The sequence below is a fragment of the Pseudoalteromonas sp. S4492 genome (assembly GCF_005886115.1).
Lineage (GTDB): Bacteria > Pseudomonadota > Gammaproteobacteria > Enterobacterales > Alteromonadaceae > Pseudoalteromonas > Pseudoalteromonas gelatinilytica.
Window position 1 is genome coordinate 1 of record NZ_PNCP01000003.1, and the last position, 11,833, is coordinate 11,833.

8 protein-coding genes and 1 pseudogene are annotated in these 11,833 nt (G+C 42.9%); 8 read left to right on the plus strand and 1 reads right to left on the minus strand.

What is annotated here, in order from left to right:
- Positions 1 to 298 precede the first annotated feature (298 nt).
- Positions 299 to 2,464 carry a M3 family metallopeptidase gene (locus CWC28_RS00340; RefSeq protein ID WP_063703891.1) on the minus strand — a complete coding sequence of 722 codons (2,166 nt, stop codon included), beginning with the start codon at positions 2,462 to 2,464 and terminating at the stop codon, positions 299 to 301.
- 431 nt (positions 2,465 to 2,895) lie between these two features.
- Between CWC28_RS00340 and CWC28_RS00345 the strand changes: the two genes are divergently transcribed.
- The 8 genes and pseudogenes from CWC28_RS00345 (at position 2,896) to CWC28_RS00375 (ending at position 11,832) form a co-directional block, all read left to right on the plus strand.
- Positions 2,896 to 4,227, plus strand: a complete 1,332-nt coding sequence (locus tag CWC28_RS00345; protein WP_063703894.1) for a dihydroorotase — start codon at positions 2,896 to 2,898, stop codon at positions 4,225 to 4,227.
- 11 nt (positions 4,228 to 4,238) lie between these two features.
- Complete coding sequence (folE2, locus tag CWC28_RS00350; protein WP_063703897.1) at positions 4,239 to 5,123, plus strand: GTP cyclohydrolase FolE2; 885 nt, start codon at positions 4,239 to 4,241, stop codon at positions 5,121 to 5,123.
- A gap of 124 nt (positions 5,124 to 5,247) precedes the next feature.
- On the plus strand, positions 5,248 to 7,407 hold the full coding sequence (locus tag CWC28_RS00355; protein WP_063703900.1) for a S46 family peptidase: 2,160 nt from the start codon (positions 5,248 to 5,250) through the stop codon (positions 7,405 to 7,407).
- A 186-nt stretch (positions 7,408 to 7,593) separates the two neighbouring features.
- The gene (locus CWC28_RS00360) at positions 7,594 to 8,235 is read left to right on the plus strand and encodes a thermostable hemolysin (RefSeq protein WP_063703902.1); all 642 of its coding nucleotides are present in this window, start codon (positions 7,594 to 7,596) and stop codon (positions 8,233 to 8,235) included.
- Positions 8,232 to 9,689, plus strand: a pseudogene (locus tag CWC28_RS00365) (AMP-binding protein); the annotation flags it as partial. The gene CWC28_RS00360 and the pseudogene CWC28_RS00365, both read left to right, overlap by 4 nt.
- A gap of 12 nt (positions 9,690 to 9,701) precedes the next feature.
- The gene (locus tag CWC28_RS22245; protein WP_105173768.1) at positions 9,702 to 10,391 is read left to right on the plus strand and encodes an iron-containing redox enzyme family protein; all 690 of its coding nucleotides are present in this window, start codon (positions 9,702 to 9,704) and stop codon (positions 10,389 to 10,391) included.
- Entirely contained in the window at positions 10,388 to 11,164 is a 777-nt protein-coding gene (locus tag CWC28_RS00370; RefSeq protein ID WP_054563176.1) for an SDR family oxidoreductase, read from the plus strand. Before CWC28_RS22245 ends, CWC28_RS00370 begins: the two co-directional genes overlap by 4 nt.
- A gap of 20 nt (positions 11,165 to 11,184) precedes the next feature.
- Positions 11,185 to 11,832, plus strand: coding sequence for a tetratricopeptide repeat protein (locus tag CWC28_RS00375; RefSeq protein ID WP_063703906.1), 648 nt, complete (start codon positions 11,185 to 11,187; stop codon positions 11,830 to 11,832).
- Position 11,833: the final 1 nt, after the last annotated feature.

Below are 11,833 nucleotides of genomic sequence, written 5' to 3' on the forward strand. Positions count from 1 at the left end.
AGCGAGAGTAAAGTTAGCGAGGGGAAAGATACGAGGGGGAAGGTACGAGGGGAAAGGTACGAGGGGAAAGGTACGAGATGCGAGGTAGCAGCGATTTTACATCGCGTCCTAGGCCCTAGCACCTAGCGCCTGATGTTTTCATTCGTAGGCGTGAAACGTGTTTCGCGCGTCTGACGGCTGATAGCTGAAGGCTGACAGCTCCTTTTACTATCGTTGTGGGGTTATCAACACTCGATAACCCCACATTTCTGACTTACAGCTTAGAGCTCAGAACTTAAAGCTTAAAGCTTAAGGTAAGCTATTGAACTGTTGCTTTTAGGCCGCGGCGTTTTAATAACGCTGACGTGTCTGGCTCTTGACCTCGGAATGCTTTGAACGATTCCATTAAGTCACGTGAGTTACCCACTTCTAAAATTTCTTTACGGTATTTTTCACCCATTTCGCGAGTTAAACCACCTTGCTCTTGAACATATGCAAAGGCGTCTGCCGCTAAGATTTCACTCCACATGTAAGCATAGTAACCCGCTGAGTAACCGCCGCCCATTGAGTGCGAGAAGAAGGCTGACTTATAGCGAGGTGGTACAAATGGTACATCAACACCATGTTTTGCAAGCGCTTGTTGCTCAAACTTTTCAATGTCTTGTAATGGTGCATCAGCAGAAAGTGAATGCCACTCCATATCAAGTAATGCAGCTGCAACGTACTCTAGGGTATCAAAACCTTGGTTGAAGCTACGTGATTGAATTACTTTTTTCAGTAGCTCATCAGGAATTGGCTCGCCAGTTTTATGGTGTTTTGCATAGTTAGCGATAACTTCAGGGTACATTGCCCAATCTTCTTCAAAAGTTGATGGGAACTCAACGAAGTCACGTGATACTGAGGTGCCAGATAGAGTCGGGTACTTCACGTTTGAGAACATGCCGTGTAAGCCATGACCTAGCTCGTGGAAAATCGTTGTTGCTTCATCGTAGCTGATAAGCGTAGGTTCGCCATTCGCGCCTTTTTGAATGTTCATAACGTTTACGACAACTGGCTTTTGTTCTTTAAGGCCAGATTGTTTAACGAATGAGCTCATCCATGCACCGCCACGCTTACCTTCACGCGCAAAGTAGTCAGCAAAGAAAATGGCTAAGCTCTTTCCATTTTCATCAAATAACTCATAGGCTTTTACATCAGGGTGGTAAACCGGAATATCGTTACGTGGTTTAAAGGTGATGCCGTATAAACGGTTCATGGTGAAGAATACGCCGTCTTCTAAAACGCGGTTGAACTCGAAATATTCTTTCACTGCATTTTCGTCAAGGTTGTATTTATCTTTACGCACTTGCTCTGCGTAGAATAACCAATCCCATGGCTGTAATTTGAACTGCTCACCTGACTCATCAATCTTAGCTTGAATAGCCGCCGCTTCTGCGTTTACGTTCTGCATTAATGCAGGGATCATGCTTGCAAACATATCAAATACAGCTTGTGGTTTTTTCGCCATTTGCGACTCTAAACCAAAATCAGCCCAGCTGTCGTAACCTAATAGTTTCGCTTTTTGAGCACGTAAGTGAGCAAGTTCTGCCACGATATCACGGTTACTATTTTCGCCCGATAATGCACGCTCAGCCGATGCACGCCATACTTTTTCACGTAAATCACGGTTTTTCAGTGTTGCCAGAATAGGCTGACGCGTGGTGTTTGTGATCTTAATTAGGTATTTACCAGGGTGACCTGCTTCTGCAGCGGCATTGGCAAGCTGCTCAATTTGACCTGCTGGTAAGCCCTCAAGCTCTGCTTTGTCATCCACTAAAACAACATTTGTTTTAGTAAGCGCTAATAAGTTTTGTGAGAACTGAGTTGTTAAGCTCGAGTGCTTTGTATTGATATCACGAATTTGTTGTTTTTGCTCTGCACTTAATTTTGCACCAGCACGCACAAAACGTTTGTAGTAAACGTCTAATAAACGCTTTTCTTCAGCAGTTAAGGCAAGGCTGTCAGCTTCGCTGTGAATAGCCGCTACTTTCTCAAAAAGTGCTTTATTTAAGAAAATGTTGTCGCTATGAGCCGCTAGTTTTGGCGCTAACTCTTTTTGTAATTCACGACGTGCCGGATTTGAATCCGTACCCGCTAGATTATAAAAAATACTGCGTGTGCGTGTTAATAGCTCACCACTTTTCTCGAGCGCAACAATCGTATTGGCAAAATCAGGCTTTGCTGGATTGTTGATAATAGCTTGCACTTCAGCCATTTGCTCAGACATGCCTTTATTAAATGCCGGCATGAAATGTTCATCTTTAATCGCACTGAAATCAGGCGTTTCGTATTGTAATACGCTTTTCACAAACAGTGGGTTAGCTTGCTCATTTGCAGCAACAGGGGCTGATTGCTCTGATTTAGGCGTTGATGTTGTTGTTTGCGGTTCTGAACAGGCTGTAAGTAACAGCGCAGAACTGATCGCGGTTGCGATTAGGTGTTTCATAGTTTTTCTCTTGTCATTTTTAAAATTAAATTGTGTCGATATAACCTTGCACATACGTTTTATAAGCTCTTGATTTGCATAGCGGTTAAAACGGATTACAAAAAGATGCTAAAAAAGCACTTATATGAGGCAGGTATCACCATGTGATCAATGAGCCCAGCATACTGTGTCTTATTACAATTGACCTCATACGTTGCGATAAGGTGATTATTGGCTGCGATAAGCCGTTAAAATTCTCTAAGATCGGAAAGCCACTTATAACTTTACAGCTTAAATAGCCCGACCCAATTGATCTTTTTGACTCATAACAGTGTCCAAATAAAAACTTTGTGGTATGTTATATTGTAACAATTTAGTCTGCAATCAATCTTGCCATGGAGTGCATTTTTTTACGATAAGTTGCAAATGTTGCTGAATAAGCAAGGAGTCATATGGCTATCATAATCAAACACGCCTGCGTTGTTAATGAAGGGCAGCGCGCATTAAATGATGTAAGAATTGTAGGTGATCGAATCGCTGAAATTGCTGCAGATATCAGCGCTAAGGCCAATGATAAGGTAATTGATGCAAGCGGCCTGTTGCTATTACCAGGCATGATCGACGATCAAGTACATTTTAGAGAGCCAGGTTTAACCCACAAAGGTACGATCGCCAGTGAATCCGCCGCCGCAGTGGCTGGTGGCATTACAAGTTTTATGGAAATGCCCAATGTTTCACCATCGACTACCACGGCAAAAGCACTTGCAGATAAATACGCGATAGCGGCACAAACGAGCTCTGCGAATTATGCGTTTTATTTTGGCGCAACCCCAAACAACCTCGATGAAATAAAGGCCCTTGATGCCAAAAGTGTATGTGGTGTTAAAGTGTTTATGGGGGCATCAACAGGCGATTTACTGGTTGAGCACCCTCATGCTCTAGAGGCCATTTTTCGGGAAAGCCCAGTACTCATTGCCACCCATTGTGAGCAAGGCGAAGTTATTCAACAGAATCAGCGCCGTTTAGCAAAGCGCTATGGGGAGTTACGTATCGAACATCACCCATTTATTCGCGATGAGTTAGCGTGTTATGCATCATCATCGTATGCCGTATCGCTGGCAAAACGCTATGGCTCACAGTTACATGTTTTACACCTTACAACAGCAAAAGAACTAGTGCTATTTAGTAACGCACCCATAGAGCAAAAGCACATAACTGCCGAAGCTTGCGTGCATCATTTGTGGTTTAACCAAGATGATTACGCAAACTATGGCAATCAAATTAAATGTAACCCTGCCATAAAATCAGAGCAAGACCGCCAAGCGCTACTCGCAGCAGTACGCGATGGTCGCATTGATATTATTGCCACCGATCATGCCCCTCACACTTGGCAAGAAAAGCAGCAAAAATACAGCGCTGCACCTGCCGGCCTCCCTTTAGTCGAACATGCATTACTGTCGTTACTTGAGCAGGTAAAACGTGGTGCGTTGAGCCTTGAGCAAGTTGTTGAAAAAACAGCGCATAACGTGGCAAAGCGATTTGCTATCGAAGAGCGAGGGTTTATCAGAGAAGGTTATTTTGCTGATTTAGTCCTGGTTGACCCAAATGCAGAAAAGTACGTTGAGCATACAAACACACATTACTTATGCCAATGGACTCCTTTCAATGGCACCACTTTTTCACACCGAATAACACATACCTTTGTAAATGGTGAGTGTGTCTTTGATGGGCAACAAGTGACCCCGCACAAACAGGCCGCTAAGGCCTTAACATTCAATCGTTAAAAGAAGTGGATATGCAATTACCCGATATTACCTCGCACTCTAATGTAGATTTTCAGTCACCTTTAAAATGGGTTGGCATGGAGAAAATAGCATTGCCTTTGAAGCTTGCACAAACTCATGTTGATGTGCACCTGAATACCAAAGCTGATGTGTTTGTTAGCCTTGATAGCGATGCAAAAGGCATTCATATGTCACGTCTTTATTTATTACTTAATCAGCAATTGGCTAAACAAAGCTTAACGAGTCAACGTGTTAGTGAGTTTATGGAGGCCGTTTTAGCATCACAAAAAGGCTTAAGTAAAGGCGCAAAGTTGGTGCTACAATTTGATTTACCACAGCTAAAACCAGCGCTACTTAGTGACCATGCTGGATACAATGCATACCCTGTCGTTTTAACGATTACTAAGCAGCAATCGCTCACCATTAACTTAAAAGCCGATATTGCCTACAGTAGCACCTGCCCATGTTCAGCGGCATTATCGAGGCAGCTTTTGAGCGAGGCCGTCGATAAGCAATTTAGTGATGAGCATATAGATAAAGCCTCTTTACTCAATTGGCTTGCAAGTGAACAGGGCTCAATTGCAACTCCCCATAGCCAGCGCTCTTATGCGTATGTCGATGTCACTTTTAGTAGTGAAAAGCTACCTGATATTAGCGGCTTTATCACAGTATGTGAGCAAGCCATAGGCACCCCAGTACAAACCGCCGTAAAGCGTGAAGATGAACAAGCATTTGCAGCCCTTAACGCAAAAAACTTACTGTTTTGCGAAGATGCAGCAAGGCGATTAAAGCAGTGTTTCGAAACCATGCCGGGTATTGCTGATTACCAATTTAAGGTTGAGCACCAAGAAAGCTTACATGGCCACAATGCGGTCGTTTATGAGTCTAAATATTAGGTTCATGAACCTTAAGTGGTTTACAAACTTTGACATTTGCGGTCGCAAATTATTGCTATTGGCTAGCATAATGACAATGATACGAGCGCTAAAAAGATAAACATAACAAATATAAAGGACGACTATGCGATTTAAATTTATTGCTGCTGCAGTGGGTCTCGCTGTAGCAAATGTTGCTGTTGCCGACGAAGGCATGTGGCAACCTCACCAGTTACCAGAACTTGAATCTATCCTAAAAGCTAAAGGCTTGAGCATTGATGTAGAGTCAATTTCAAAACTGACTGAGTTTCCGATGAATGCGGTAATTAGCCTTGGTGGCTGTACCGCTTCGTTTGTTTCACCAAAAGGCTTAGTTGTAACAAACCATCACTGTGCCTATGGTTCGATTCAATATAACTCAACGACCGAGAACAATATTTTAGAAAATGGCTTTTTAGCTAAAACAACGGGCGAAGAAGTGCCTGCATCTCCAGGTTCTCGTGTTTATGTAACAGAGCAAGTGACCGACGTTACAGCAAAAGTAAATAAAGGGACTGAACAGCTAACCGGAAAAGCACGCTTTGATGCTATTGAAGCAAATGAAAAAGCACTTGTTAGTGAGTGTGAGCAAGACAAGAGCTACCGCTGTAATGTGTATACTTTCCACGGTGGTCTTGAGTACTACCTTATTAAGTCGCTTGAAATAAAAGATGTACGTTTAGCCTATGCCCCAGCGATGGGCGTCGGTAAATACGGCGGTGATATCGACAACTGGATGTGGCCGCGCCACACAGGTGATTTCTCGTTCTATCGCGCGTATGTTGGCAAAGATGGCAAGCCAGCTGAATATTCAGAAGACAACGTGCCGTACCAAAGTGATGCGTTTTTAAAAGTAAGTGCTAAAGGCGTACAAGAAGGCGATTTTGTGATGGTTACCGGTTATCCGGGCAGCACAAACCGTTACCGCATTTCGCCTGAAGTTGACTATGTGTTTAATACAGCCTATCCATTAGCGCGTAAATATAACTCTAAATATGTCTCGTTAATTGAAGAAAATGCCCCGGATGGTTCAGAGGCACGTATCGCTTATGAAAGCACGATTGCGGGTTACAACAACTACATTAAAAACTACGGCTCAATGATTGAGAGCTTCAATAAAGGGTCAATGTATAGCCGTAAGCAACAATTCGAAAGAGATCTTACTGCTTGGATCAATCAAGATAGCAACCGCAAAGCTAAATACGGACACGTACTTGCTGATTTAACAGCGTTAGTTGCACAGTCACAAGAGCATAACCAGCGCGACCGTATGTTAGGGTATGTACACCGTTCACAAATGATGTCATCTGCACGCATGCTATACCGTTTAGCTTATGAAAAACAAAAGCCAGACGCTGAGCGCGAAAGCGGTTATCAAGAGCGTGATATGCCACGCATTAAATCACGTTTAGAAAGCATGAGTCGTCGTTATGATGAAACCGTTGATAAAGCCATTTTACTGTACTTTATTGAGCAGTATGCAGCCTTACCAAGCGATGAGCGCGTTGCTGAGGTTGATAAAGCACTTGGTTTGAGCAATGGCTTTGATAAACAAAAACAGCAAGCCTTGCTTGATGATATGTATGCTAAATCGGTTCTTGCAGATGAAAGCAAACGTTTATGGATGACAGAACTTGACCTTGCACAGTTAAAGCAAAGTAGCGATCCATTCATTCAGTATGCGCATGCAATCTTTGCAGTCACAAAAGATATTGAAGATGCGAAAAAAGAGCTGGCCGGTAAACAGCAAGCTGCTCGCCCTGCATTAATGGAAGCAATCATTGCTTATAACAAGGCACTTAATAAACCTGTTTATGCAGATGCTAATAGCACCTTACGGGTAACTTACGGTACGGTAGGCGGCTATTCACCGCAAGATGGCTTAGTGGCAACCCCCTTTACATCGTTAGAAGGCCTGCTTGCTAAAAATACTGGTGTTGAACCATTCAACTCACCAGAAAAGCAAAATCAGTTAATTAAGCAAAAGCTTTATGGCGATTACACAGGCGGTATGAATACTGTTCCGGTTAACTTTTTATCGAATGTAGATACCACAGGTGGTAACTCAGGCTCTCCAACGTTAAACGGTAATGCTGAGCTCGTTGGTTTGTTATTTGATGGTGTTTACGAAAGCATTATTGGTGATTGGGATTACGATGAAAATTTAAATCGCTCAATTCACGTTGATTCACGATATATGCTGTGGGTGATGGATAAAGTTGATAATGCTCAAAACCTACTTAAAGAGATGACTATCGTTAAGTAATCTAAGTTTAAGGTTAATTTAAGCATTAAAATGCCAGTCTAACAGACTGGCATTTTTGTTTTTTATAAAAATAAAAGTACTGAATTTCATAAGGTTGAAAAATATTTATAAAAATTAATTTTTCTTAAGTTTTATTTAAGTTTCGCTCGATAAATTTTACACATAACCTAAGTGGAGCGAACAATTATGCTTTCAGTTCAACAATCACATCAAACTCAAGTTCAAGAGCCGGCCTTTGTTTGCACTCGTGAAGGAGGTCAATTCCGTGACCGTCTCGAGAGTAATATCAAGCAAGGTTTTGCTGCAGCTTATGATGCGAAAATTTCGCAGTTCATGCCGCTACTGTGTGAGCTTAATGTTGATGATGAAGTATGTACGTTAGGTCTTCGCTCTGCATCACAACCTTTGTTTATTGAACAATACCTCCCTGCGTCTATTGAGCACTTTGTAGGTGCCAAGCGTGAGCACATTTTTGAGCTAGGTAATTTATGCTCAACGCATCGAAAAGCCACCTTGGCACATTTTGTTTTAATGAACGAAGCACTCTATCAAGCAGGGGCAAAATATTTAGTGTTTTGTGCAACCCGTAAAGTGAGAGCGCTATTAAAAATGCTGGGTGTAAATTGCAAAGAAATCGGTGTTGCCAATGCACAAGCACTACAAGATCCAGCAAGCTGGGGGAGCTATTACGATAATCAACCAACCATTTGTGTGGTTGACCTAAACGAAGCACATCAACGTGTATTAAATACCCCCGTTTTATTCAATATCAAACAGCAGTGTTTACAGTCATCCCTTGAATTGGCTGTCTATTTGGAGGCGTTATGAGCTGGTTAACACAGTTACCGCATAAGGATAGCGACACCTTGATGGTTTGCCATCAAAGTGAAGGTGTGCGCTCACTAACTAAACAAGAATTTACAGAACAAGTGGCTCGTTTGCTTCCTACCTTGGCTGAATTTGATGCCCAGGGTGTTGCTTACCAATTAGATAACACACCCGCTTGGTGTGTATTAGAAGCTGCGCTTAGCGAACTTCAAAGAGTGGCGATTCCACTACCAACGTTTTTTACTGCCCAGCAAATTGCGTTTGGTTTGCAAAACAGTGGGGCAGGGTTATTTGTATGTGACCGCGCTTATGAAGGTGAGCATGCAAAATTAGTGGCGCTAGTGGATGTATGTAAGCATTACCCTTTATATGTTTATCAATTGAGTAATACACAGTCTGTACCTTATTTTGCAAACACGCAAAAGATTACCTTTACGTCGGGCTCAACGGGCACACCTAAAGGGGTGTGTTTATCGCTTGAGAGTCAAATGCAGGTAGCGACATCACTTTATCAAAGCATTGGTTTAGAAAAACCAAACCATTTATGTTTACTGCCGCTACCGGTTTTACTTGAGAATTTAGCGGGTGTGTATGCGCCGCTATTAGCAGGTGGCACAGTTAACTTAGTGCCTTTAGCGGAACTTGGCTTTTCTGGTGCACAGTTACTTGAACCACGCAAATTGATAGCAGCAATTGAACGCACTGAGCCAAATACCCTTATTTTAGTGCCTGAGTTACTGACTTGTTTAGTGGCTTTTGCAAAGCAAGGCTGGCAAGTACCTACAAGCTTAAAGTTTATTGCTGTAGGTGGCGCGGTTGTAAGCCAAGCGCTTATTAAGCAAGCTCGTGAGCTCGGTTTACCCGTTTATCAAGGCTATGGTTTATCTGAATCTTCATCGGTGGTGAGCCTAAATACACAGACTGATGATGACATTGACACCGCAGGGCGAGTGCTAAAGCACATTCAATACAAAATTGAAAATGGCCAGCTTTATATCAAAGGCTCATTGTTTTTGGGGTACTTAGGTCAAGCAGCGCAAAATGCTGACGATTGGTATGCAACCGGCGATCTCGTTACTGAGCAAGCAGGTCGCTTGATTATACAAGGCCGCTTGAAAAATCAGCTTATCACCAGCTTTGGGCGCAATATCAGTGCCGAGTGGCCAGAGTCGTTATTGCTTAGCCACAGCCAAGTACAACAAGCTGTGGTGATTGGCGAAGGCCAGGCATTTTTAGCCGCGCTTATCTATGCAAACCAAGCGATGAGTGACGCTGAACTTGCTGCCCATATTACGGCACAAAACGCGCAACTACCCGAATACGCACAGATCAGAAAATGGCATCGAATGGCAGAGCCTATGAGCCACACGCAAGGTTTATTAACCAGCAATAATCGCCCTAAACGCGATGTTATTAATCAATTTTTTGCTACAGAGATTTCAGCACTTTATCAAGAGGCGACGAGCATGAGTCAATTTTTCAATACATTACAAGCCGAAACACAGAAAGAACGTGACTACCTTTTAGCTGCGCCGATTATCGGCCGCGTTTTTAAAGGTGAAGTAAGCCTAAGTGAATATGCATCGTTCTTAACGCAAGCTTATCACCATGTTAAGCATACAGTACCACTGCTGATGGCAGTCGGTGCAAAGCTGAGCGATAAACAAGAGTGGCTGCGCGAAGCTGTTGCAGAATATATCGAAGAAGAGTTAGGCCACCAAGAATGGGTGCTAAACGATATTGCAGCATGCGGTTTTGATAAAGAGCTAGTACGTCATTCTCGTCCACAGTTTTCGACCGAATTAATGGTGTCGTACGCCTACGATGCAATTAATCGCGGTAACCCATTAGCATTCTTTGGCATGGTTCATGTGCTTGAAGGCACTTCGATTGCATTAGCCGATAATGCAGCAGGGCAAATCCGTGAGGTTGTAGGTTTACCTAAAAAGGCGTTTACCTACCTTACTTCGCACGGTGCACTTGATATTGAACATGTGAAGTTTTTCGAAAATCTTATGAACAAAATTGATAACGAGGACGACCAGCAAGCCATCATTCACGCCGCAAAATGTTTTTATAAACTGTACGGCAATATTTTCCGTGACCTCGATTCAGAACCTTTCTTTAGCGAGGCTGACTTGGAGCAAAGCGCATGAGTAGCCCAGTTTGTGTGCTAACCGGTGCAACAGGGGGGATTGGCCGTGCTATTGCCCTTCGCCTTGCAAAAGAAGGTTGGCGTTTATTACTTGTTGGTCGAAATGTGAAGCAACTTGCTGCACTGCAATTGGAATGTGGCAATGATGCTGAGTATTTTCAGGCTGACCTAAGTAACAGCGAATCTCGCGACGATCTTGCTAAGTTTGCTCAGCAAATTGGCGGGGCAACGTTACTAATCAATAACGCAGGCGTTAATGTAATGCAGGGGTTTAGTGAAATTAGCGAACAGCAAATTGATCACCTGTTAAATATTAATCTGCATGTGCCTATTAAATTGTGTCAGCTGTTTTTACCTCAAGTGACCCGCAATAAAGGCACGATTGTCAATATTGGTTCATCGTTTGGCAGCATTGGTTATCCGTATCAAACCTTGTACTGCGCAAGCAAGTTTGGCCTAAGAGGGATGACCGAAGCCCTTGCCAGAGAGCTCAGCCATAGCGATGTCAAAGTATTGTATTTAGCGCCTCGTGCCACCGATACCGCGATTAATTCGCCGCAAGTACGCGCGATGAATAAAGAGCTGGGCAACACCATGGATCCGCCAGAAAAAGTGGCTGATGCATTAATAGATTTAATTAAATCAAAAAAACGTCGTCGTTTTATTGGTTTTCCAGAAACATTATTTGCCCGTATTAACGGTGCATTTCCATCACTCGTTGATAACGCAATAGCAAAACAACTTCCTAAAATTAAAAGTTTTTTTGCCAACTAAATTGATTAAGGTGAATGATTATGACTAAACTAAATTTTAAAGCCCTAATGATGTTAGGTGTTATCATGGCTGCGCCTGCAAAAGCCGACTTTAATAGCGATTTAAGTTCGGTGCAAAAACAGTGGGCAGTGGTGAATTACGAATTAGTTGAAGATGCGCAGTTAGATGCATTCGAAAAGTTAGCGAGCGAAACCGCAGAGTTTACCAAAGCCAACGACCAGCAAGCAGCTAGCCATATTTGGTACGGTATTGTGTTATCGAGCTATGCAGGTGCAAAAGGGGGCTTAGGTGCGCTAGGTCTTGCAAAAGATGCGAAAGCACAATTTGAAAAAGCGCTAAGCCTAGATCCAAAAGCGCTTGATGGCTCAGCATACACCAGCCTTGCAACCTTATACGGTAAAGTACCTGGTTGGCCAATTGGTTTTGGTGATGACGATGAAGCGAAAAAATTGTTTAAGCAAGCGCTTGAGCTAAACCCGCGTGGTATCGATAGCAACTATTTATATGCGTCATTCCTGTATGACGAGCGCAAGTATAAATCAGCTAGAGAGTTTTTATTGGTTGCACAGCAAGCGCCAGCGCGCCCTGATAGACCAAAAGCAGATCTTTACCGCCAACAAGAAATTACTAAACTATTGGCTAAGGTAGAGAAAAAAATAAAGAGATAAA

Coding starts and splice junctions, on each gene's coding strand:
- CWC28_RS00355 (WP_063703900.1), top strand. CDS start 5,248: ATGCGATTTAAATTTATTGCTGCTGCAGTGGGTCTCGCTGTAGCAAAT.
- CWC28_RS00370 (WP_054563176.1), top strand. CDS start 10,388: ATGAGTAGCCCAGTTTGTGTGCTAACCGGTGCAACAGGGGGGATTGGC.
- CWC28_RS00375 (WP_063703906.1), top strand. CDS start 11,185: ATGACTAAACTAAATTTTAAAGCCCTAATGATGTTAGGTGTTATCATG.
- CWC28_RS22245 (WP_105173768.1), top strand. CDS start 9,702: ATGAGTCAATTTTTCAATACATTACAAGCCGAAACACAGAAAGAACGT.
- CWC28_RS00345 (WP_063703894.1), top strand. CDS start 2,896: ATGGCTATCATAATCAAACACGCCTGCGTTGTTAATGAAGGGCAGCGC.
- CWC28_RS00360 (WP_063703902.1), top strand. CDS start 7,594: ATGCTTTCAGTTCAACAATCACATCAAACTCAAGTTCAAGAGCCGGCC.
- folE2 (WP_063703897.1), top strand. CDS start 4,239: ATGCAATTACCCGATATTACCTCGCACTCTAATGTAGATTTTCAGTCA.
- CWC28_RS00340 (WP_063703891.1), bottom strand. CDS start 2,464: ATGAAACACCTAATCGCAACCGCGATCAGTTCTGCGCTGTTACTTACA.